This is a genomic window from Streptomyces yokosukanensis, from assembly GCF_001514035.1.
GTDB lineage: Bacteria > Actinomycetota > Actinomycetes > Streptomycetales > Streptomycetaceae > Streptomyces > Streptomyces yokosukanensis.
On record NZ_KQ948227.1, the window covers coordinates 114,403 to 137,521 of the forward strand.

Here is a 23,119-nt window from a genome sequence, read left to right on the forward strand (position 1 = left end):
CACCTGCGTCACAGGTGCCATCACAGGTTGGGGGAAGACATGCGCGTACGCACGACCCTGGTGGGTGCCACCGCCCTGCTCGTCTCGGCGGCCCTCGCGGCTCCGGCCGTGGCCGCCGCCGACGGCCCCGGGGGCGCCCGGCACACCGCCACCCGCAAGGCGATCGAGGCGGCCGTCGCCGCCGGGGTGCCCGGTGCGACCGTCACCGCGCGGGACGCCCACGGCACCTGGTCCGCCACGGCCGGCACGGGCGACCTGCGCACGGGCGCGCCGCGCTCGACGGCCGACCGCTACCGCGTCGCCAGCATCACCAAGAGCTTCGTCGCCACCGTCCTGCTCCAGCTGGAGGCGGAGGGCCGGCTGTCCCTGGACGACACCGTGGACCGGTGGCTGCCCGGCGTCGTCCACGGCCACGGTCACGACGGCCGCCACATCACCCTCCGGCAGCTGCTGAACCACACCAGCGGCATCTACAACTACCTCGCCGACGCCGGATTCCAGCGCGCGTACTTCACCGAGGACGGCTTCTCGAAGCACCGGTACGACACCGTCACCCCAGGCGATCTGGTGGCGATCGCGATGCGGCACAAGCCGGACTTCGCGGCGGGCACCTCCTGGAACTACTCCAACACCAACTACGTACTCGCCGGAATGGTGATCGAGAAGGCGACCGGCCACCCCTACGCCGCCGAGATCTCGCGCCGCATCGTCCGGCCGCTGCACCTGACGGCGACCTCCCTTCCGGGGACGAAGGTCACCCTCCCGCGCCCGAGCAGCCGGGCGTACTCGAAATTCAAGAACCCGCACGGCCCGACGTACGACGTGACGACGCTCAACCCGTCCATCGGCTCCTCCGCCGGTGAGATGATCTCGGACTCCGCCGACCTGGACCGCTTCTACGGCGCACTGCTCGGCGGGAAACTCCTTCCGCCCGAGCAGCTGAAGGAGATGAAGACCACCGTCGACACAGGCATCGCGCCCAATGTCCGCTACGGCCTCGGCCTCATGGAGACCACGCTGACCTGCGGCGTCCATGTCTGGGGCCACACCGGAGGCATCCACGGCTCCTCGTCCGAGGCGGCGGCGACGGAGGACGGCCGGCATTCCGTGGCCGTCAATTTCAACGGCGACTGGAGCGGGGAGACGGCGCCCGTACTCGACGGGGAATTCTGTTAGCCAACGTTTCATACGCGTCGTTTCGTGTTAACGCGTACGCAATGTCCGTACCGCCTCATATCGGCTAACCCGCTGTTCACGGGGATGGCTCGATCTTCTCGATCATTTATGCAAGGCGGGTGGTCGTGTGCGCGCTTCGCACGGGCTGCGTGTGCTGTCGGTCTACGAGGGCTTCTTCTCCGGAGGAGCCCGGATCGTGCACAGTGACGTCGTACTGGGACTGGCCGAGGGCGGCCAGTCCCACCAGGTGCTCAGCATCCATGGCGAGGTCCTCCGCGAGGCCACTCGGCAGCGCATGGAGGACGACCACTGCTACCGGGCGCTGACCGCCGGCGGCGTCGGCGTCACCTCGCTCGGCCGCAGCGCCGGCCTGGTGGACGGGGCGCTCGCGGCGAATGTTTTCAGCGGACCTGAGCTGGCCGAAACCGCACGGGCGATGGCCGGGGCGGATGTGATCCTCTCCCTGAAGGAGCAGCCGCTGGCCCTGCTGAACCAGGCCGGCCTGCCCCGCCGCCCGGTCGTGGTCGGTCTGCACCGCTCCGACCCGGAGAACCAGGGCCCCGCGCTGGACGAGCTGAAGGCCGCCATAGCCGACGGCACGGTGGCCGCGTGCGTGTGCTGCGCCGAGTCCACGCGCGCCGCCTACGAGGCCGCCGGCATCCCGGCCGGGCTGCTGCACGTCATCCCCAACGGCGTCGACCTGCTCCGCTTCCGTCCCGACCCGGCGGCCCGCCTCGCCTTGCGCACCGCGCTCGGCATCCCCGACCGGGCACCCGTGATCGTCTTCGCGGCCCGGTACGCCGCGATGAAGAACGTCCCCCTGCTGCTGCGCGCGGCCCGCACCTGGCTCGCCCGTGAGGGCGGCGGGCACGTGGTGATGTGCGGCGCCGGGATGACCCCGGGCAACTCCGGGCTGCGCGCGGACCTCGCCGACGCCTTCGCGGACGCGCCGGCCCTCGCCGACCGGGTGCATCTGCTCGGCGTACGGCACGACATGCCGGCCGTCTACGCCGCCGCCGATGTCGTCGCGCTGACCTCGGTCTGCGGGGAGGCGGCGCCCCTGTGCCTGATCGAGGGCATGATGTGCGGCGCGGTTCCGGTGACCACCGACGTCGGCGACAGCGCGGCCATCGTCACCGGGCTCGGCTTCGTCACCCCGCCGGACCCGGGTGCGATCGCCCTGTCGTGGTCGGCCGCGGTCGCGGGCCGCGCGGACCTCGCCCCGGCCCTGGAGGCCGCCCGCGAGCGGTTCAGCCGCACCCGGATGATCGCGGCCTACGCGGCGCTGCTCGACCGGCTGCACGCGGAGGCCGCCCCCGCGCCCTCGCTCCCGGAACCGCTGTAGCCGGCCGTCGCCCGGATCAGGAGACCCGGGCGAGGGCCGGAAGGTAGCCGTGCGACTGCCCCGGCGCCGTCGGGTGGTACGACTCGGTGGGAGCCAGTACGTCGATGCCGTGCATCCACGGGCTCCGGGAGCAGATCTCGTGGCCGGCGAAGGTGCCCCGGACGTCGGCGAAGGTGAACCCGTGGGCGGCGGCACGCCGGGCGATCACGGTGTCGAGGTGGTCCACGCCGTCGTTGACGGCCGCGCGCGCCCGGTCCTGGAGGCCGACCTCGCAGGAGCCGTGGAGGTGGTACAGGTGCGGATAGCCGAGCACCACCACATGGGCGGCGGGGGCCCGGTCCCGGATGGCGGAGTAGAGCCGGTCCAGATTGCGCACGAGGGTCCCGTCGACCTTCGAGCGGGCGCGGGCGACGGTCGACAGGCAGCGGCTGGTTCCGCCCAGGTCGCAGATCGCCATGACGGAGGCGAAGCCGGAGTCGCTGCCGCCGACGGTGAGGGTGACCAGCCTGGTGCGGGGGCCGAGCGGGCCGAGCTGGCCGGACAGGACGTCCTTCGTCCCGGCGCCGTTGCACGCGGGGAAGGCGAAGGACGTCGTCCCGTGCGCCGAGGCCCACAGGACGGGGTACGCCCGGTTGCTGCGCTTGCAGCCCTTGGGGCCGGGCAGGTAGTCGCCGGCACCGGCACCGGAGGAGTAGGAGTCGCCGAGGGCCACATAGCCGACGGCCGGTGTCATGGGCGCCCCCTGCGCCGACGTGGGGGCGGCGAAGAGGCAGGCGCTCGCGAGCAGAAGGGAGGTCGCACACGCCGCTGTCCGGGAATGTCGCATACGTCCCGTGTACCGCTCCCCGATCGCCCACCGCCCGCCGGACTCGTCCGACCGGGTGAACTTTCCGCGGTGACGCCGAGTGACCGCGCCTAGGTGAGCGCGGGCAGCGGATCGCCGCGCAGCACGCTGTAGGCGACGCCGTCCCGCCATCGCCCGTCCCGGAAGACGATGCCGCGCAGCACGCCCTCGCGGGTGAAGCCGGCCTTCTCCAGGGCCCGCTGCTCGGCGATGTTCTCGGCCTCGGTGTCGGCCTCGACGCGCATCACGGGGGTGTGGGCGAAGAGGTAGCGGACGAGCTGCAGTTGGGCCCGGCTGCCGATGCCCCGCCCGCGGGCCTCGGGCAGCAGCTGGGCGCCGATGTTCCAGCAGTGGGTCGACGGCGAGACGACGACCTTGCGCCAGGCCACGAAGCCGAGCGGCGCGTCGCCGGTCGTGACGATCAACTGGCCGCCGTCCTCGCCGAGCAGCCCGTTCTCCGCCCAGCGCCGCCGGAACCGGCCGGGGTCCGGGTAGCCGTACCACTGGAAGGGGCCGACCGCGTCGGGATCGGTGAGGAAGCGTTCCAGCACGGGCAGGTCGGCCTCGCGGACGGGTCGCAGCGCGACGGTCTCATCGGTCACACCGGCCACCGTAACCATGAGGAGGGGCCGCCGGAAACGGTCCGGCGGCCCCTCCTCTCCCCTCCTGAGGGCTCCCCAGGCCCTCCCTGATGCCTCCCGGTCCGTCACTACCGGGGAAGCACCACGACGTAGGCGGCCGGATCGCGGTCGACGGACGCCATCAGCGCCGTACGGATCACCGTCGCCTGCTGCTCCATCGCGTCCCTGAGCTTCCTCGGGGTGACGTACACGACCGTGATCCCCAGCCGTTCCAGGTGCTCGCGCTTGCGGGCGTACTCCGACCACAGCGCGTCGTCGTCCTGGCGGGGCGCGCGGGTGTCCAGCTCCACCGCCACCGCCTGGTCGGGCCAGTACGCGTCCAGGCCGCCGAGGTGCGGGCCGCCGGGCAGGCGCAGGTCGACGTTCCAGACCGGGTCGGGCAGCCCGTACTCGCGGACCATGCGGTACAGCCGGTCCTCGGCGATCGCGCGGCCCTCGGCCAGCAGCGCGTCCACCGCGTCCACCACATGGGGCCGGCTCAGCAGCTTGGCGTGGGTCAACTCCCGTACCGCGGCGGCCGGTTCGCAGTGGCCGCCGCGCACCGCCTCGGTCAGCAGCCGCCGTACCGCCTGTGCGTCGGTCAGCTCCGCCACCGCGTCGGCGAGCGCCCGCGGCACCGGTGCCACCGGCAGGCCCGTCACCGCCTTGGGCTTGGGCAGCGCGGGGGTGCGCAGGACCCGGACGTACCCCGCGGAGCGCAGCCGGCGCAGCCGGGGGACCAGGACGTCGACGTGGTCCAGGGAGTTCAGCGGCGGGGTGGCCGAGAAGCCGTGGAGGGTGAGGGCGGCCAGGCCCGTGATCATCGCGTCCGCGTAGAGCGGGCGGTGCGTGTCCTGCGCCGTCGGCTGGGCCGGGACGCCCGGCGCCGACTCCCGGGCCGCGTACAGCAGCGCGCCGTGCAGGCGCTCCTCGCTCGTCGGCGGGCCGGGGTGCAGCAGGATCACGTTCGGCAGCAGCTGCTGCCAGGGGCCGCCGGGGCGGCACTGCTCGGTCAGGTCGGCCGACGTCACACCGTGGGAGCGGAGTTGAGCCACCGTCAGGACGCGGTGGTGGGCCTCGGAGAGGTGGCGCAGGGGGCGGGGGGAGAGCGGGGTGTTGTGCGTCATGGCGTCGGGATTCCCGCGCTCGGACCCCTCTTTAACCGCTGTTACAGGGCCGTCGATGAATACGGACAAGGTGGGACTAAAGGTCAAGTGTTCGGGTGCCGACTAGGGATGAGAAACCCCTGGTCCGATCGGGTGCGGACCAGGGGTTACGGTTCCGATGACACGAATTCCGTAACGGTCACCGGCGGCCCAAGCTCAGGCCAATGGTCAGTCGTCGACCGCCGTCGCGTCGCACGCCTGTGCGCGCAGTGCCCGTGCCAGGTCGTCCCGCGCCTCCAGCACCAGCCGGCGCAGCGCCGGCGCCGCGTCCGGGTGCGCCTGAAGCCAGGCGTCCGTCGCCGCCAGCGTCTCCGGGCGGTCCTGCAGCGCCGGGAACAGGCCCCGCACGACATCCATGCCGATCTGGATCGACCGCTCCCGCCACAGCCGCTCGATCGCCGCGAAGTACTTCTCGGCGTACGGCGCGGTCAGCTCCCGCTGCGAGGGCTGGTCGAAGCCCGCGATCGTGGCCTCCACCAGCGCGTTCGACAGCGCGTCGGACTCCACCACCTGGGCCCACGCCTGCGCCTTGACCGCCGCCGACGGACGGGCCGCCAGGCAGCGGACCTGATGCCGCTTGCCCGACGCGGTGTCGTCGCGGGCCAGCTCCGCCGCCAGGGCGGACTCATCGGCCGCGCCGTGCGCCGCCAGCGGCTCCAGGAACGCCCAGCGCAGTTCCTGGTCCACGTCCAGGCCGTCGATCGCCGACGTGCCGTCCAGCAGCTCCGTCAGCAGCTTCAGATCCGGCTCGACGACGGCCACGGTCGCGAAGAACCGGGCCCAGGCCAGCTGGTGCTCGCTGCCCGGCTCGGCCGCCCGCAGCTCCCGCAGCGCCCCCTGCGCCAGCAGCTCGGCGCCGGCGCGCCGCCACTCGGGCGCCGCGTAGTGCACCAGCGCCGAGTCCGCCCACGCGTGCAGCATCTGCAGCACACCGATGTCGGACTCCCGGCCGCCGAACCGCAGCACCAGAGAGACGAAGTCCCGCGCCGGCAGCAGCGCGTCCCGGGTCATGTTCCACAGCGCCGACCAGCACAGGGCACGGGCCAGCGGATCGGTCAGCGCGCCCAGGTGCTCCTTGAGCGTGGCCAGCGAGGTGTCGTCGAAGCGGATCTTGCAGTACGTCAGGTCGTCGTCGTTGACCAGGACCAGATCCGGGGCCTCGGCGCCCGCGAGGTCCGACACGACCGCGCGCGGACCCTCCACATCGGTCTCCACGCGCGCGTACCGCTCCAGCGCGCCCTCGGGCGTACGCCGGTACAGGCCCACCGCGACGCGGTGCGGGCGCTCCTCGGGATGCGACTCGGGTGCCTCCTGCACCACCGCCAGCTCGGCCACCCGGCCCGCCGGGTCCAGCAGCACCTGCGGCGTCAGCGAGTTCACCCCGGCCGTCTGCAGCCAGGAACGCGCCCACGCGGACATGTCCCGGCCGCTGGTCTCGCCCAGCACCGACAGCAGGTCGCCGAGGCGCGTGTTGCCGTACGCGTGCCGCTTGAAGTAGCGGCGGGCGCCCTCCAGGAAGGCGTCCTGGCCGACGTACGCCACCAGCTGCTTGAGCACCGAGGCGCCCTTGGCGTAGGTGATGCCGTCGAAGTTCAGCTTGGCGTCCTCCAGGTCACGGATGTCCGCCGTGATCGGGTGCGTGGACGGCAGCTGGTCCGCGCGGTACGCCCAGGCCTTGCGGCGGTTGGCGAAGGTGATCCAGGCACCGGTGAAACGGGTCGCGCCCACGTTCGCGAACGAGCCCATGAAGTCCGCGAAGGACTCCTTCAGCCACAGGTCGTCCCACCACTCCATGGTGACCAGGTCGCCGAACCACATGTGCGCCATCTCGTGCAGGACGACGTTCGCCCGCGCCTCGTACGACGCCTGCGTCACCTTGCCGCGGAAGATGTACTCCTCGCGGAAGGTCACCAGACCCGGGTTCTCCATCGCGCCCAGGTTGTACTCCGGCACGAACGCCTGGTCGTACTTGCCGAACGGGTACGGGTGGTCGAAGTGGTCGTGGAAGAAGTCCAGGCCCTGCTTGGTGATCAGGAAGACGTCGTCGGCGTCGAAGTACGGGGCGAGACCCTTGCGGCACAGCGCGCCCAGCGGGATCTCCAGCTTGGTCCCGTCCTCGAAGGTGCGGGTGTAGGAGTCGGTGACGTAGTGGTACGGACCCGCCACCACGCACGTGATGTACGTCGAGATCGGCTTGGTCTCCGCGAACCGCCACACGCCGTCGGCCCGTTCGCCCGCGCCGTTGCTCCACACCGTCCAGCCCTCGGGCGCCCGCACCTCGAAGCGGTAGGGCGCCTTCAGGTCCGGCTGCTCGAAGTTCGCGAAGACGCGGCGGGAGTCGGCCGGCTCGTACTGGGTGTAGAGATAGACCTCGCCGTCCTCGGGGTCGACGAAGCGGTGCAGGCCCTCGCCGGTGCGCGAGTAGGCGCAATTCGCGTCCACCACCAGCTCGTTCTCCGCGGCCAGCTCCTCCAGCAGGATCCGTGCGCCGTCGAAGACCTGGCCCGGGTCCAGATCCCGGCCGTTGAGCGAGACGGAGGTCACGCTCGGCGCGATCAGGTCGGCGAAGCTCGAAGCGCCCGGCTCGTTGCAGCGGAAGCGGATCGTGGTCACCGAGCGGAACGTACGCGGCTCGCCGTCCCCGTCGCCGACGGCGGACCTCAGGTCCAGGGACACGTCGTACCCGTCGACGGACAGCAGAGCGGCCCGCTCCCGGGCCTCGTCGCGGGACAGATTCTCACCGGGCACGGGCGGCACTTCCTCGTGGTCGCGTGGATGACGGCTGAACAGGACCGATCCTGCCATGTGCCCCTGACGGCGGGCACCAGGGAATGGCCGGGCGAACCAGGGCGTTCACCCGGGAAAGAGCCCCCCTGAGGAGAGACATGTCGGAGAAGACCCCCGTCGACTTCTGGTTCGACCCGGTGTGCCCCTGGGCCTGGATGACCTCCCGCTGGGTCCTGGAAGTGGAGAAGGTCCGCGACATCGAGGTCCGCTGGCACGTGATGAGCCTGTCGGTGCTCAACGAGAACAGACTGGAGGAGCTGCCCGAGGAGTACGCCGAGAACATGCGGCCCGGCGGAAAGACCTGGTGGCCGGTCCGGGTGGTGACCGCCGCCCAGCAGCTGCACGGCGACGACGTGGTCGGCCGCCTCTACACCGCCCTCGGCACCCGCTTCCACAACGAGGGCCTCGGCGTGAACCGCGAGAGCATCGCCGCCGCCCTCGCCGACGCGGACCTGCCCGCCGACCTGATCGACTTCGGCGACAAGGACACCTACGACACGGAGCTGCGCACCTCCCACAAGGAGGGCATCGACAAGGTCGGCCAGGACGTCGGCACCCCGGTCGTCGCGCTGCCCGGCCCCGACGGTGAGCAGATCGCCTTCTTCGGACCCGTCGTCACCCCCGCCCCCAAGGGCGAGGCGGCGGCCCGCCTGTGGGACGGCGCGGTCGCCGTCGCCTCCGTACCGGGCTTCTACGAGATCAAGCGCACCCGCACCGCGGGCCCCGACTTCAGCAACCTGTAGCGGCCGGTGAGCGGGCCCGGTCAGCGCCGGGCCCGCTGCCTGGCCCCCGCCAGCAGCTCCAGGTGCTCCTCGTACCCCTTGGCGTAGTACGCGGCCCGGTCCGGGTCCGGCTCGACGACGCGGGCCGGCTCGGTCCAGGCCGCCCGGTCCAGCGCGACGCCGTGGCGCTCGGCCGCAGCCAGCACCGCGCCCCGCGCGCCGACCTCGCCCTCCACCACCCGCAGCGGCCGGCCCAGCACATCCGCCAGCAGCCGCGTCCAGGCGGGGCTGCGGGTGCCGCCGCCGCACACCGCGAGCGTCCCGGTCAGCCCGGCCGCGGTCAGGCAGTGCCGGGCCGCGTAGCCGATGCCCTCGCAGGTGGCGCGGACCAGATGGGCGGGCCGGGTCTCCAGACAGACACCGAGCAGTTCGGCCCGCAGCCCGGGCTCCACGAAGGGAGCGCGCTCACCGGACGGCGCGAAGTACGGCAGCACCCGCACCCCCGACGAGCCGGGCGGGGCCTCGGCCAGCAGGGCGTCCAGCTCCTCGTGCCGGGCGCCCGTCGTGGCCAGCACCCAGTCCAGGGCCGCCGTACCGACCATCGCGGGCATCGCGCGCAGCCGGTGGCCCGGCCGGTCGGTGGAGATGTACAGCCCGGCCGGTTCCCCGCCGAGGTCCACCTCGGCGGTGGCGACCAGGCTCGCCAGGCACGTGCCGACGATCAGCAGCCCGTCGCCGGGCGCGGTGACGCCCGCGCCGAGCGCGCACGCGGGCAGGTCGTACGGGCCGTTCGCGAGCCGGGTGCCGGCCGGCAGGCCCTCGCCGCCCGCCGTGCCCGTCGCGATCGGGTCGCCGATCGCGGGCAGCAGCCACCGCCGGCGGGTCAGCCCGAGCAGTTCCACGACCCCGTCGTCGTAGCGGCGGGTGCGCGGGTCCAGGAACGGCATCGACGCGTCCGACACGTCCGTCACCGCCCGCCCGGCGCCGGTCAGCCGCTGGAAGACCATGTCCTTGCAGCAGACGGCCGCGGCGGCCCGGTCCAGTGAGGCCGGCTCGTGCCGGTCCAGCCAGGCCAGCAGCGGGCCCGGACAGCCCGGGAACAGCGCGCTGCCGGTGCGCCGGAACACGGCCTCGAAGGTGCCGTCGGCCAGCCACTGGTCCACCAGTTCGTGCGTCCGCCCGTCCATCCAGGAGATCGCCGGCCGCACCGGCCGGCCCGCCTCGTCCACCAGCCACACCCCGTCGCCCTGCCCGGTCAGCCCGGCCAGCTCCACGGGCTCCCCGAGCCGCCCGGTCACCACCCGCAGCACGTCCACCACGGCCGCGTACACCTCCCGCATGTCCTGCTCGACGGTCCCGGCCCGCACATGGAGCCCCACCGGCCGTGCCTCCACGGCCAGTTGACGGCCGGCACGGTCGAAGGCCGCCGCCTTCACCACGGACGTACCCACATCGATCCCGACGAACATGCGCGCCTCCCGGCGTCCTCAGGTCAGACAGTTGGCGAGCGGCTCCCCGCGCAGCCAGCGGCCCACCTCGGCCGCCGCGATCCGCGCGGCCTTCTCCGCCACCGCCCGGCTCGCGCCCCCGAGGTGCGGGGTGAGCACGACCCGGTCCGCGAGCGCGCGCAGCCGTGAGTCCGGCGGGAGCGGTTCACGGGCGTAGGTGTCGAGGGCCGCCGCGCCGAGGCGCCCGTCCGCGAGCGCGTCGCACAGCGCGTCCTCGTCCAGCAGCGGCCCTCGCGCCGCGTTGACCACCACCGCGCCGGGCGGCAGCAGCGCCAGCTCGCGCGCGCCGAGCAGTCCGCGGGTCTCCTCGGTGAGCCGGGCGTGCAGGGTGACCACCCGCGAGCGGCGCAGCAGCTCCGGCAGCGAGGCCAGGCGCAGCCCGTGCACCTCGCCGCGCACGTACGGGTCGTGGACCATCACCCGCGCCCCGAAGGCGCACAGCACCCGCGCGACCCGGCTGCCCACCGCGCCGTACCCGACGAGCCCGACCGGCAGGTCCTCCAGTTCCAGACCGCTGTGCTCGTACGTGTAGTAGGCGGCGCCGTCCCAACTGCCCCGCCCGGCCAGCAGGCCATGGGCCTGGGGGATGCGGCGCAGGGCGGCGAGCAGCAGGCCGACGGTGAACTCGGCGGTGGCGGCCGCGTTGCGGCCGGGCGCGAAGCAGACCCGTACGTCGTGCTCTCTCGCCGCCTCCAGGTTGACGTTCACCGGGCCGCCCCGGCAGACCACGACCAGCCGCAGCGCCGGGCACGCGGCGAGGACCCGGGCGGTGACCGGGCCCATCTGCGTGACGAGCACCTCGGCACCGGCGAGGGCCGCGATCAGCTCGTCCTCGGCGTCGCTGGCCTCGCTCACCTCGGCGACCGGCCCGAACGGCGCCAGCGGCCAGCCGAGCGTCAGTTCCCGCACCTCGCAGTCGGCCTCCTTGCCGAGGGCGGCCGTGATCAGCGGCGGCAGGACGAAGTGGTCGCCGGCGGCCACCACGCGCACGCGGGACGTCATCGCGGGGCATCTCCCGTCTCGGTGTCGAAGACATGGACGAGTCCGGCGTCACCCGGACGTGTTCGTCATGGGCCGGGCGCGGCCCCGACGTCCACCCGCAGCTGCTCGACCGCCTCCACACAGGACACCCCGGCTCCACGTGCTCCAGCGCCCGCGCGGCGAGCGCGGCCTTCTGCGGGGGGCCGGTGTCGCTGCTCATGGTCTCCCGGGGCGGACGGGGTTGACAGGGTGAGACGGCTCGACAACAGAGGGTGTAACGGCGGGGGATGGGCGTCAATCCCTTGTGCACGGGGAAAACAGCGGGAAATGTCGCGGAGGAGTGGGAAGTTCACAGAAGCGGACGCGAAGTGCGGGAGGTCCGACGGCGGTGGCGTGGCTCGGGATCGACCTCGGTACGCAGGGGGTGCGCGCCCTGCTCGTGACGGCCGACGGCGCGGTCCTCGGCAGCGGCAGCGCACCCCTGGTGCGCGGGCGGCGCGGCGGTGTGCGGCACGAGCAGGACCCGGGGGAGTGGTGGGAGGCGGTCCGCGCGGCCTGCCGGGCGGCACTCGGCGCGGCGCGCGCGGAGCCGGCCGGGCTCGCGGTGTGCGCGACCTCCGGCACCGTCCTGCTCACGGACGCCGCGGGACGCCCGACGAGCCCCGCGCTCATGTACGACGACGGGCGTGCGGCGGCCGAGGCTGGCCGACTGCGCTCGGCGGGCCTCGCCGTGCAGGACACCTGGGCGCTGCCCAAGGCCCGCTGGCTCCTCGACCGGTACGGCGCCGGGCGGGTGGCGCACCAGCCGGACGTCATCACCGCACGGCTGACCGGCCGGCCCGTGCCCACCGACTCCAGCCACGCCCTGAAGACGGCCTACGACGTCGAACGCGAGCGCTGGCCCGACCGCACCGGACTCCCGGCCGGCGCCCTCCCGGACGTCGTACGGCCCGGCACCCGGCTCGGCGAGGTCTGCGCGGCCGCCGCCGACGCCACCGGCATCCCCGCCGGCACCCCGGTCGTCGCCGGGATGACCGACGGCTGCGCGGCCCAGATCGCCTCCGGCGCGCTGCGCACCGGCGCCTGGAACTCGGTGCTCGGCACGACGCTGGTGCTGAAGGGGGCCGCCGCGCAGCCGGTCCGCGACCCGGCCGGCGTGGTCTACAACCACCGTGCGCCGGACGGGACCTGGCTGCCCGGCGGGGCGTCCAGCGTCGGCGCCGGCGTCCTCACGGACCGCTTCCCGGACGCCGACCCGGCCGCGCTGGACGCCCGCGCGGCCGCCCACGAACCCTCGGGCGCCGTCGCCTACCCGCTGGTCTCTCCCGGCGAACGCTTCCCCTTCCGCGCCCCGCACGCCACCGCGCTGCTCCTCGGCGCCCCGGAGTCGGACGCCGACCTGTGGGCTGCCCTCCTACAGGGCGTGGCCTTCACCGAACGCCTCTGCCTGGACTATCTCCACCTGCTCGGCGCCCCCGTGGACGGCCCCCTCACCTTCACCGGCGGCGCGGCCCGCAGCGCCTACTGGACCCAGCTGCGCGCCGACGTCCTCGGCCGCCCGGTCCGCGTCCCCGAGCGCACCGAACCCGCCCTCGGCATGGCGGCCCTGGCCGCGTACGGCACCGGCGCCGCGGCCACGCTCGCGGACTCGGCCGAGGCCATGGTCCGGTCCGGTCGGGTCGTGCACCCGCGCCCGGAGCGCACCGCCCGCTTCGCGGAGCCGTACGCACGCCTGGTCGACGAGCTGACGGCGCGGGGCTGGCTGCCGACGGAGGTCGCGGCGCACGCGCGTGCCCGGATCCGGACGGTCTAGCACAAAACCTGCTGCTCGGGTTTTAGCTCGATCGGATGGACAGATCGGGCAAGTCTTGCAGGGGTCATATGCGCCACAAGATCCTTCCTGGTGAGGGGATTTCACGAAAGGCGCAGGCGTGACGTATCAGGGTGTCGTTTTCACCACCCCATGGCCGCTACGGACCAACCCGCATGTGGAAGCAGCTCGGGAAAGCGCGATCGACTGGATGAGACGGTTCGATCTGCTCCACGGCCGGCAGGCCGTCGAGGACTTCACCGAATGGCGTCTGGCCGAGGTCGCCGGACACCTCTACCCCCGCGCGGATCAGGAGGCGTGTGCCACGGCCGCGCGCATGATGGGCTGGTACTTCCTGCCGTTCGACGACCAGTTGGACGGGGAGGCCGGACGCGATCCGCGGCGGGTGGCCCGGATCTGCGACGCCCTGATCGGCATCGTGCACGGCGCGTCGGGGCCGGAGCGCCATCCGGCGCCCACGGTACGGGCGTTCGCCGACCTGTGGGAGCGCATGGTGCGGGGCATGTCCGCCACGCTGCGGGCGCGGATGACCCACCACTGGGCGTCGTACTTCTCCTCGCAGCTGACCGAGTCGATCGACCGGGCCGAGGGCCGCGAGTGCACCGACCTGGAGGAGTACTTCCAGCTGCGGGCCGCCACGACCTGCGCCTTCGGACAGAACGACCTCGCCGAGCACTGGGGCGGCAGCGAGGTCGCGCCGGTGGTGTGGCACGACCCCGTGCTGCGGCGCATGCGGCAACTCGCCGCCGATCTGGTCGGGTTGCGCAACGACTCGATGTCCCTCGCGCACGAGGACGTCGTCGGCGGGCACAACGCCATCCACCTCATCGAACGCGCCCACGGCTGCTCCCGGGGCGAGGCGCTGGCCCTCGCGTGCGAGATCGCCCAGGACAAGGCCGACGCCCTGGTGGAGCTGGAGCGGCGGAAGCTGCCGCGGCTGGTGCGGGCCCTGGACGCCGACCAGCGCGCCGCGGTGACCGGATACGCGGACATCCTCCACGACCGGGTCCTCGGCGACTACGAGTGGGAGCGGACCACCACCCGCCACCGCGCCCACCGCACCCTGCCCGACTGGGCGACCTCGCTGCTCGTCGGCGCCGAGGACTGAGCGGCCGTGACCGCGATCCTTCCCGGTCGGACGGCGGCCCGCCCCGTCCCGCGCGCCCCACGGCGCCGTCGTGCCCGGCCCGCCGAACCGACCCGACCCGCGTCCACGACGCACGTTCTTCCCGGAGGAATGGAGCATGGCATGGCGATCCCGCCCTCGGGCATGACCGCCCTCGCACAAGAGGTCCGGCCATGACCGCCGCCGCACGGATCGCCCTGGTCACCGGCGCGGCCGGGGGCATCGGCGCCGCCGTCACCCGGGCGCTGCTCGACGACGGCGCCATCGTCGTCGCCACCGACCTCCCCTCGCGCGACGGCGGGCCCGTCCCCAGCGAACTCGCGGGCCGGCTGCTGCCGCGCCCGCTCGACGTCGCCGACGAGACGTCCTGGAACCAGGTGACCGACGAGATCGAGGAGCGCTTCGGACGGCTGGACGTCCTGGTGAACAACGCCGGTGTCATGCGCCCCGGTCCGCTGCACACCACGACGGTCGAGGACTACGCGCGCATGGTGGCGGTGAACCAGACCGGTGTCTTCCTCGGCATGCGGGCCTGCCTGCCGTTGATGATCCGGGCAGGCGGCGGGCACGTCATCAACATGGCGTCGTTCGCGAGCCTGGAGGGCATCCCCGGACTGTCGGCCTACTGCGCCTCCAAACACGCCGTCCTCGGCCTCACCCGCTCGGCCGCCATGGAGGTCGTCGGCCAGGGCGTCCGGGTGAACGCGATCTGCCCCGGCGCCGTCGCCACGCCCCTGCTCCAGGGCATCGACCTCGACGCTCTCGGATACGCCCCGGAAGAGCTGCTGGCGCAGGTCCCCATCCAGCGGCCCGCCGCGCCGGAGGAGATCGCCAAGGCGGTCATGTTCCTGGCCGGTGACGCCTCCTCCTACATGACGGGCTCGACCCTGGTGGTGGACGGCGGCTGGACCGCGGGCCGCTTCCCCTCCGCGTTCCGGGCCGGCTGACCGCCGCCGCCCGGCCGCGACGGGCACGGCACCCGGAATACTGCTCACCATGACCCCCACCACCCTGCTCCTCGCCCGCCACGGAGAGACCGTCTGGCATGCCGAGAACCGGTACGCCGGAGTCAGCGACGTCGCGCTCACCGACACCGGGTACGCCCAGGCGAAGGCGCTGGGACGGTGGGCCGCGGCGCACCCGGTGGACGCGGTGTGGACCTCACCCCTGTCCCGGGCGATCGCCACCGCCGACCCCGCCTGCCGCGCCCTCGGCCTGACCCCGCACCGCGAACCCGCCCTGCGGGAGTGCGACTTCGGGGCCGTGGAGGGCCGTACGCTCGCCGAGTTCGCGGCGCAGAACCCCGAGGCGGCGCGGGCGTTTCGCGCCGACCCGGTGGCACACCCCTTCCCGGGCGCCGAGGATCCCCGCGCGGCGGCGGAGCGCGGGAGCGCCGCCCTGCGCCGGATCGCCGCCGCCCACCCCGGCGGGCGCGCCCTGGTGGTCGCCCACAACACCCTGCTCCGGCTGGTGCTCTGCTCGCTCCTGCGCATTCCGCTCGCGGACTACCGAAGGGTCCTGCCGAGGCTGCGCAACGCGGCCGTCACCGAGATCCGCGTCGACGGCGGGCACACCGCTCTGCTGTCGCTCAACCTCCCCTGCGCCTGACCGGTCAGGGCCTCGGCAGCAGTCCCCGCTCCATCGCCACGACCACCGCCCGCGTCCGGTCGTTGACGTCCAGCTTGGCGAACAGGCGCAGCAGATGCGTCTTCACGGTGGCCTCGGAGATCACCAGGCGGCGGCCGATCTCGGCGTTGGTCAGTCCGTCGGCCACCGCGCTCAGCACATCGGTCTCGCGGGCGGTGAGCGGATCGTGGACGGGACGCCGCATCCGGGCGACCAGCTTCTCCGCCACCCGGGGCGCGACCACGGTCTCGCCGCGCGCGGCCGAGCGGATCGCGTCGGCCAGTTGCTCGCGCGTGGTGTCCTTGAGCAGGTAGCCGATCGCACCGGCCTCGACCCCGCGCTCGATGTCGGCGTCGGTGTCGTAGGTGGTGAGGATCAGCACGCGGGTGCGCGGGTGCCGGGCGGTGATCTCGGTGGTCGTCGCCACTCCGTCCAGCACCGGCATGCGCAGGTCGACCAGGGCCACGTCCGGGTCGTGCCGGCCGATCAGATCGAGGGCGGCGCGGCCGTCGTCCGCCTCGCCGACGACCTCGATGTCGCTCTCCCCGTCGAGCAGGGCGATCACCCCGGCCCGCATCACGGTGTGGTCGTCCACCACGACGACGCGGAGCTTCTGCCCGGTCATGCCACCCCCTCCAGTGGAATCGACGCCAGGACCCTCGTCCCGTCGCCGACCGAACTGGTCACCGTCAGCCGTCCGCCCAGCTCGGCGAGCCGCCTGCGCATCCCGTCCAGCCCGAAGCCCGTCGACGTGCCCGGCACGAATCCCGTGCCGTCGTCGGTCACCTCCAGCTCCACCGCGTACGGCCGTCGGGCCAGCACGACCCCGACCACCCCGGCACCGGCGTGCTTGCGCACGTTGGCCAGGGACTCCTGGGTGCAGCGCAGCAGCGCGACCCGGGTCTGCTGGTCGCAGTCGAGGTCGGCCAGCTCGGCGTCCACGGTCAGGCCGGTGTCCTCGGCGAACCGGTCGAGGACGCGGCGCAGCGTCTGCGCCAAGGACCCCGGTTCCGGCTGCTGCCCCTGCCCGCCGGAGGCGACCAGCTCCCGGGCCTCGGCGAGGTTCTCGCGGGCCGTCGACTCGATCGAGCGCAGCCGGCGTGCACTGCGCCCGGGGTCCGTGGCGAGACCGGCCCGGGCCGCCTCCGCGAGGACGACGATCGAGGCGAAGCCCTGCGCCAGCGTGTCGTGGATCTCCCGGGCCATCCGCTCCCTCTCGTCGGCCGCGCCCTGCCGCTGGTGCGCCTCGGACAGCTCGGCCTGGGTACGTTCCAACTCGTCGATGAGCCGGGCGCGTTCGGTGCTCTGCTCGACCACCGCGCGCGTCCACAGCCCGATCAGCACGCCCACCGCGACGACGATCAGCGTGCCCACCATCGTCTCGCCGAAGAACTTCCCCGACCAGCCCTGCCGTACCCAACCCCCGAGCAGCGTCGAGGTGGTGGCCAGCCCGAGGAACGCGAGCGAGATCCTCGGGGTCCGCCCGAACATCCAGTAGTGCGGCAGCGTCACCATGAACAGGGCCGCGTAGCTGGTGCCCAGGTAGGCCAGCCCGCCGAGCGCCAGCACCAGCACGGCCAGGTATCCGTGCGGCCGTACGAGGGGGTTGGCCGGGAAGTGGTGCAGGACCGCGAAGCCCAGGGCCACGGCGCCGAGCAGGGCGAGGGCCGCGTACCGGCCGCCGCCCTGGCTCAGCGCGGTGATCCCGACGGCCATCGCGGCGAACAGCACCCAGCACACGGCGTTCCAGCGGCGCAGCGTCGTCGCCCAGAAGGCGTCGGCCGAGAGCCCGGCGGGAGAGGTCATGAGGATCAACGTACGTCGGCCGGCCGGCGCGCGGGGACCGGTTTCGGGGCCCGCCTCGTCCGCGACGGCCACCAGGTCGCCTCGCCGAGCAGCAGCATCGCCGAGGGCAGGACGAGTACGCGCACGACGAAGGCGTCGATCAGCACGGCCGTCGCGAGCACGAACCCGATCTGCTTCATCTCGATGAGGTGCAGGAAGACGAAGCTCACGAACACGGTCGTCATCACCACCGCCGCGCTGGTCACCACGCTCGCCGACCGCCGGACCCCGTCCAGCACCGCCTGCCGGGTGGGCGTGCCGGCCAGGACCGCCTCGCGGATCCGGCTCACCACGAACACCTGGTAGTCCATCGACAGGCCGAAGAGGATCACGAACAGGAACAGCGGCACGCGCGAACCGATCGACCCCGTGGAGCGGAAGTCCAGCAGTCCTTCGGCCCAGGTGTGCTGGAAGACGAGGACCAGCAGCCCGAGCGCGGCCGCCGCGGACAGCAGGTTCAGCACGACGCCGATCAGGCCGAGGACGACGGAGCGGAAGGCGTACAGGGTCATCAGGAACGTCACGAGCAGCAACGCGCCCAGAACCAGCGGGAGTCGGCCGTTCTGATGGGCCGGATAGTCCTGGTAGCGGGCCACGTCACCGCTCACGCCGTACCGCGCTCCGGTGACCTTGCCGACGGTGGCGGGCAGGTAGTCGCGCCGCAGATGCTCCAAGGAGGCCACGGCCTGGGGGGAGTCGCCCAGATAGGGCACCCGCAGTTCCAGGGTGCTGGTCCGGCGGTCGGCGGCGGTGCGGATGCGGGCGTAGTCGGTGAACAGCGGGTCGGCGGCGGCCCGGCGGCCCAGTGCGCGCAGTTCCCGGTCGACCTGGGCGGCGCGCGAGGCAGGGGCCTGTACGACGACCTGGTGGGTGACGCGCCGCTCGGGGAACTCGGCGTTGAGTCGGTCGTAGACGCGCATGGCCGGGATCGCGCGGGAGTGGGTGTCCCGGCTCATCTCGGTGATCTTCAGACCGGTCAGCGGGAGGACGAGGGCGAGCAGCGCGAGGAGCGAGCAGCACAGGGTGGCGAGCGGATGCCGGGCGGCGGGGCGCAGCAGCGCGGACCAGAACCGGCCGCCGTCCCCGCCGCGCAGGCGCCGGGAGGGCTTGCCGCGCTCCGCCGCCCGCCGCGCCCGGCGCTCGGACCGCCTGCCCAGCACGGTCAGCAGCGCGGGCAGCGCGGTCAGGGAGCTGGCGACCGCGACGAGGACGACCACGACCGTGCCGGTGGCGAGCGAGGAGAAGATCACGTCCGAGGCCAGGTACAGCGTGGCGGTGGAGGCCACGACCGCGAGACCGGAGACCACGACGGCCCGCCCGGAGGTGGCCGCCGCCAGTTCCACCAGCGCCTCGGTGCCGAGCCGGCCCCCGCAGCGGGCCCGTTCCTCGCGTTCCCGCTTGAGGTGGAAGAGCGTGTAGTCGACGCCGACCGCGAGACCGATCATGAGGATGACGTTGGTGCCGACCCCGGTGTCGGGGGTGAGATGCGAGGCGACCATCGCCAGTCCCACGGCCGCCGCGATCGAGGACAGCGCGAGCAGCAGCGGTACGGCGGCCATGGTCAGCGAGCCGAACACGATCAGCAGGGTGACCAGGGTGACGGGCAGGCTGATCTTCTCGGACAGGGCGAGGTCGTCGTCGCGCTGCTGGTCGACTCCCTTGCTGACGGAGGCGGAGCCGGTCTCCTGCACGAGCAGCCCGGGGTACGCCCGCTGCACGGCCCGGGTCTGTGCGACGAGCGCGCCGACCTTGGCGTCGGCGTCCAGTTCCTCGCCCTTGAGGGAGACCTCGACCATGAGGACGCGTCCGTCGGAGGACCGTACCGGGTCGGCCACCTGCGCGACCTCGGGCAGGCGCCGCATGCGTGCGGTCAGTTCGTGCGCGGCGGCAGCGGCGGGCCCCTCGTCCAGGGCGCCGACGGAGGTCCCCCCGTCCGGGCGAGGCCGGGAGCGGGGGAGGGCGGAGATCAGGATCTGTTCCGTGGACAGGCGTTCCAGGTGCCCTTCGGCGGCCATGGTCTCGGCCCGGCCGGCCTCGCCCACGCGGTAGTCGGCCGTCTTGGCGCTGTCGGTGCCGACGGCGCTGCCGACGCCCAGGCACAGCGCCACGAAGAGGAGCCAGCCGACGAGCGCCCGCCAGGGGTGCCCGGCGCTCCAGCGCGCTATGCGCACGGTCAGTGAGTTCATGCCCAAAAGCCTTGCCGAGCAGGGCACTCGACGGACACGGGTGCCCGGTGGAACTCGGGGTCAGCCGTTCGGTGGACCCGCTGGGTGGGGAAGACCCCCGTGAGTCATGTCCTCACGGGGGTCTTCTCTCATCCGCCTGCCCGCGTGAAGGGTGAGAAGACGATCACGAGGCAGGACGTTCTCAGGGAGCCAGCAGCAGGCGGTCGGCGCGGGACGTGGCGGCCTCGTAGCGCCTGGCCACGTCCTGCCAGTCGACGACCTGCCACATGGCCTCGATGAAGTCGACCTTCTGGTTGCGGTACTGCAGGTAGAAGGCGTGCTCCCAGGCGTCGAAGACCAGGATCGGGGTGGCGCCCTGGCCGACGTTGCCCTGGTGGTCGTAGACCTGCTCCACGACGAGACGGCCGCTGAGCGGCTCGTGGGCGAGGACGCCCCAGCCCGAGCCCTGGGTGGTGGCCGCGGCCTTGGACAGCTGGGTCCTGAAGCCGGCGAAGGAGCCGAAGGACTCCCTGATCGCGTCCGCCAGCTCGCCCACGCCGTCGGCGGCGAGCGGCTCGCCGCCGCCGTCCTTCGGGCCGGTCATGTTCTGCCAGTAGATGCTGTGCAGGATGTGGCCGGAGAGGTGGAAGGCCAGGTTCTTCTCCAGGCCGTTGACCGAGCCCCAGCTCTCCTTGTCGCGTGCCTCCGCCAGCTGCTCCAGCGTGTCGTTCGCGCCCTTCACATAGGCCGCGTGGTGCTTGTCGTGGTGCAGCTCGATGATCTCCGGGCTGATCACGGGGGCCAGCGCGGAGTAGTCGTAGGGCAGGTCGGGCAGCGTGTAGACGGGCACGGGTGATCCCCTCCGGAACCTTATTGCAATACTCTTGCAACTGCACACTAGCAGCAAGAGTGACAGGCCGACAGAAAGGCCCCCACGTGTCGCACGTGGGGGCCTTCAGGGGAGGGTTCAGCGCTTGGCGCGGGTCCGCTGTCGGAGATAGCCCGCGGCCGCCAGGGCCAGCGTCATCGCGCCCGTCGAGTACAGCTGGACGCGGGTGTCCGGCTCGCGGGCCATCAGGGCGAAGATCGTGACCATGCCGGCCAGGGCGACCCAGGTGAGGTAGGGGAACGCCCACATGCGGACGACGAGCTTCTCGGGCGCCTCGCGCTCCACGCGGCGGCGCAGCAGCAGCTGGGAGACCGCGATGAAGATCCAGACGACCAGGATCACCGCGCCGATCATGTTCAGCAGCCACTTGAAGACGTCGTCCGGACGCCAGTAGCTGAGCAGCACGCAGACGAAGCCCAGCACGCAGGAGGTCAGAACGGCGATACGCGGGACCCCGCCGGACAGCTTCGCCAGCGCCTTCGGGCCCTGGCCGCGCTCGACCAGCGAGAAGGCGATGCGCGAGGAGCCGTAGATGTTGGCGTTCATCGCGGAGAGCAGGGCGACCAGGACGACCACGTTCATCAGCTGGCCCGCACCCGGGATGCCCAGGTGGTCGAGCGTGGCGACGTACGGGCCCTTCGTCACGACGTCCTCGGAGTGCCACGGGACCAGCGTGACCACGACCGCCATGGAGCCGATGTAGAACAGGGCGATGCGCCACATCGCCGTGCGGACGGCGGACGCCACGCCGCGGACCGGGTCCTGCGACTCGGCCGCGGCGATGGTCACGGTCTCCAGTCCGCCGTAGGCGAAGACGGACGCGAGCAGGCCGATGATCAGGCCGTTGCCGCCGTGCGGCAGGAAGTCGCTCAGGTTCGAGGTGCCGGGGGCGTCCGTGCCGGGCAGCACGCCCGCGATCGCCAGCACGCCGAGGATCAGGAACAGGCTGATCGCACCGACCTTCAGCGCCGCGAACCAGAACTCGAACTCGCCGAAGTTCTTCACGGCGGCCAGGTTCGTCCCGGCGAACACGACCATGAACAGCGCGACCCAGAGCCACTCGGGGGTGCCGGGCAGCCAGCCGGAGACGATGTGCGCGGCACCGATGCCCTCCAGGCCGACGGCCGTGCACAGCAGGATCCAGAAGGACCAGCCGGCCGCGAAGCCGGCCCACGGCCCGATCGCCCGCTCGGCGTGCGACGAGAAGGAGCCGGAGGAGGGGTAGGCGGCGGACATCTCGCCCAGCATCCGCATCACCAGCATCACCAGCAGCCCGGAGATCGTGTAGGCGATCACGATGGACGGGCCGGCGGCGGCGATGCCCGCGCCGGAGCCGACGAAAAGGCCCGCGCCGATCACCCCGCCGAGGGCGATCATCGACAGATGGCGCTGCTTGAGGCCGTGGGAGAGAGAGGCGCCGCCCTGCTGCTGGGGCGGCGTCTCGGTCGTCGTGCTGCTGCTGGGCATGGGCGCGGCTCTCCCGTGCAAGAGGCGGGTAAAAACCTCGTCAGTCTGGGCGGCCCGTCCGCTCAGGCGAAGGGGCTGCCCAGTATCCGGACACCCTGTGTACGCAGCGTGAAATCCTGGTTACGCGGCCGTGAGCACGGATGTGTAGTGCGAGGCGTCGCCCTCGATCGAGTAGCTCTCCTTGCCCTCGATGCCGACCGGGACGTCACCGGCCACGGTCACCCGGTGCAGCCGGCGCGGCCGTCCGTCGTAGTTGTCGATGGCGTAGTGCTGGGTGATCCGGTTGTCGAAGAGCACCAGCTCGTGCTCCGCCCAGCGGTGGCGCAGGATGTTCTCCGGGCGGGTGACGTACGACTGGAGGAGGTCCAGGACCTTGCGGGACTCGCCCACGGACAGGCCCGTGATCCGCTGCGCGAACCCGCCGACGAACAGCCCGCGCTCGCCGGTCAGCGGATGGACCCGGACCACCGGGTGGGCGGTGCGGTACGCGATCGACGTGAACCGGGCGCGCTGGGCCGCCTTCTCCTCGTCGATCTCCTCGTCCGGTACGGCGTAGTCGTAGTCGTTGGTGTGCTCGGCCCACAGGGTGTCGGCGAGCCGGCGCAGCGGCTCCGGCAGGTCGCGGTAGGCGGCCGCGGCATTGGCGATCAGGGTCTCGCCGCCGTAGGGCGGGATCGTGATGCTGCGCAGGGTGCTGGCCTGGGGCGGGTTGAGGACGAAGGTGACGTCGGTGTGCCAGTGGTTGGCGGGGCCCCGCTCGCTGTCGACGGGCAGCACGTTCGGGGAGCCGTCGACCGCGCCGACCGTCGGGTGGGCGGTGGTCAGGTCGCCGAAGTGGCGGGCGAAGGCCTGCTGGCCGGCGTCGTCCAGGTCGCCGGCGTCGAAGACGAGCGCCTTGTGGGCGTTGAGGGCTTCACGGATCGCAGCGACCTGCTCGGGGGCGAGCGGCCGGGTGATGTCGACGCCCGAGACGCGGGCGCCGATGCGGGCGGTGACCTTGGTGATCTCCAGGGACATGGGC

At 72.8% G+C, this 23,119-nt stretch carries 19 protein-coding genes; 7 read left to right on the plus strand and 12 right to left on the minus strand.

The annotated features are described in order from the left end of the window. The first annotated feature begins 39 nt into the window (after positions 1-39). Both AQI95_RS37820 and AQI95_RS37825 read left to right on the plus strand, forming a co-directional pair. Positions 40-1,176, plus strand: coding sequence for a serine hydrolase domain-containing protein (locus AQI95_RS37820; RefSeq protein WP_208614367.1), 1,137 nt, complete (start codon positions 40-42; stop codon positions 1,174-1,176). Between the two features lie 151 nt (positions 1,177-1,327). Beyond that, on the plus strand, positions 1,328-2,521 hold the full coding sequence (locus AQI95_RS37825; RefSeq protein WP_067135001.1) for a glycosyltransferase: 1,194 nt from the start codon (positions 1,328-1,330) through the stop codon (positions 2,519-2,521). A gap of 16 nt (positions 2,522-2,537) precedes the next feature. Here the strand turns inward: AQI95_RS37825 and AQI95_RS37830 are convergent, their stop codons facing one another. From AQI95_RS37830 to pepN, 4 genes are all read right to left on the minus strand, one after another. Continuing rightward, a complete protein-coding gene (locus AQI95_RS37830; RefSeq protein WP_067134929.1) occupies positions 2,538-3,347 on the minus strand; it encodes an SGNH/GDSL hydrolase family protein in 810 nt (269 codons plus the stop codon). Between the two features lie 89 nt (positions 3,348-3,436). Continuing rightward, entirely contained in the window at positions 3,437-3,967 is a 531-nt protein-coding gene (locus AQI95_RS37835; protein ID WP_067135003.1) for a GNAT family N-acetyltransferase, read from the minus strand. Positions 3,968-4,074: 107 nt separating this feature from the next. Then, a complete protein-coding gene (locus tag AQI95_RS37840) occupies positions 4,075-5,112 on the minus strand; it encodes a hypothetical protein (RefSeq protein ID WP_067134931.1) in 1,038 nt (345 codons plus the stop codon). 207 nt (positions 5,113-5,319) lie between these two features. Next, positions 5,320-7,899, minus strand: coding sequence for an aminopeptidase N (pepN, locus tag AQI95_RS37845; RefSeq protein ID WP_067134933.1), 2,580 nt, complete (start codon positions 7,897-7,899; stop codon positions 5,320-5,322). Positions 7,900-8,036: 137 nt separating this feature from the next. Here pepN and AQI95_RS37850 point away from each other — a divergent pair, with 137 nt between their 5' ends. Next, the gene (locus tag AQI95_RS37850; RefSeq protein WP_067134935.1) at positions 8,037-8,681 is read left to right on the plus strand and encodes a DsbA family protein; all 645 of its coding nucleotides are present in this window, start codon (positions 8,037-8,039) and stop codon (positions 8,679-8,681) included. Between the two features lie 20 nt (positions 8,682-8,701). On the opposite strand, the gene AQI95_RS37855 is transcribed toward AQI95_RS37850, so the two are convergent. Both AQI95_RS37855 and AQI95_RS37860 read right to left on the minus strand, forming a co-directional pair. Next, positions 8,702-10,129, minus strand: a complete 1,428-nt coding sequence (locus AQI95_RS37855; RefSeq protein ID WP_067134937.1) for an FGGY-family carbohydrate kinase — start codon at positions 10,127-10,129, stop codon at positions 8,702-8,704. An 18-nt stretch (positions 10,130-10,147) separates the two neighbouring features. Next, positions 10,148-11,170: a 2-hydroxyacid dehydrogenase gene (locus tag AQI95_RS37860; protein ID WP_067134939.1), complete on the minus strand. Its 1,023-nt coding sequence runs from the start codon at positions 11,168-11,170 to the stop codon at positions 10,148-10,150. 367 nt (positions 11,171-11,537) lie between these two features. Between AQI95_RS37860 and AQI95_RS37865 the strand changes: the two genes are divergently transcribed. The 4 genes from AQI95_RS37865 to AQI95_RS37880 all read left to right on the plus strand — a co-directional run bounded on the left by AQI95_RS37865 (position 11,538) and on the right by AQI95_RS37880 (position 15,714). Next, the gene (locus AQI95_RS37865; RefSeq protein ID WP_067134941.1) at positions 11,538-12,962 is read left to right on the plus strand and encodes an FGGY-family carbohydrate kinase; all 1,425 of its coding nucleotides are present in this window, start codon (positions 11,538-11,540) and stop codon (positions 12,960-12,962) included. 208 nt (positions 12,963-13,170) lie between these two features. Further along, positions 13,171-14,088: a terpene synthase family protein gene (locus AQI95_RS47580; protein WP_067134943.1), complete on the plus strand. Its 918-nt coding sequence runs from the start codon at positions 13,171-13,173 to the stop codon at positions 14,086-14,088. 191 nt (positions 14,089-14,279) lie between these two features. Continuing rightward, entirely contained in the window at positions 14,280-15,053 is a 774-nt protein-coding gene (locus AQI95_RS47585; RefSeq protein WP_067134945.1) for an SDR family NAD(P)-dependent oxidoreductase, read from the plus strand. Between the two features lie 49 nt (positions 15,054-15,102). Further along, a complete protein-coding gene (locus tag AQI95_RS37880) occupies positions 15,103-15,714 on the plus strand; it encodes a histidine phosphatase family protein (RefSeq protein ID WP_067134947.1) in 612 nt (203 codons plus the stop codon). A gap of 4 nt (positions 15,715-15,718) precedes the next feature. Here the strand turns inward: AQI95_RS37880 and AQI95_RS37885 are convergent, their stop codons facing one another. The 6 genes from AQI95_RS37885 to AQI95_RS37910 all read right to left on the minus strand — a co-directional run bounded on the left by AQI95_RS37885 (position 15,719) and on the right by AQI95_RS37910 (position 23,115). Then, entirely contained in the window at positions 15,719-16,357 is a 639-nt protein-coding gene (locus tag AQI95_RS37885) for a response regulator (protein WP_067134949.1), read from the minus strand. After that, positions 16,354-17,538 carry a sensor histidine kinase gene (locus tag AQI95_RS37890; protein WP_208614368.1) on the minus strand — a complete coding sequence of 395 codons (1,185 nt, stop codon included), beginning with the start codon at positions 17,536-17,538 and terminating at the stop codon, positions 16,354-16,356. Before AQI95_RS37890 ends, AQI95_RS37885 begins: the two co-directional genes overlap by 4 nt. Before the next feature lie 5 nt (positions 17,539-17,543). Beyond that, on the minus strand, positions 17,544-19,763 hold the full coding sequence (locus AQI95_RS37895) for an MMPL family transporter (protein ID WP_067134951.1): 2,220 nt from the start codon (positions 19,761-19,763) through the stop codon (positions 17,544-17,546). A gap of 181 nt (positions 19,764-19,944) precedes the next feature. Beyond that, a complete protein-coding gene (locus AQI95_RS37900; protein ID WP_067134953.1) occupies positions 19,945-20,592 on the minus strand; it encodes a superoxide dismutase in 648 nt (215 codons plus the stop codon). A gap of 117 nt (positions 20,593-20,709) precedes the next feature. Continuing rightward, positions 20,710-22,098, minus strand: a complete 1,389-nt coding sequence (locus AQI95_RS37905) for an amino acid permease (protein ID WP_067134954.1) — start codon at positions 22,096-22,098, stop codon at positions 20,710-20,712. A 120-nt stretch (positions 22,099-22,218) separates the two neighbouring features. After that, the gene (locus tag AQI95_RS37910) at positions 22,219-23,115 is read right to left on the minus strand and encodes a TauD/TfdA dioxygenase family protein (RefSeq protein WP_067134956.1); all 897 of its coding nucleotides are present in this window, start codon (positions 23,113-23,115) and stop codon (positions 22,219-22,221) included. Between the last annotated feature and the right edge of the window lie 4 nt (positions 23,116-23,119).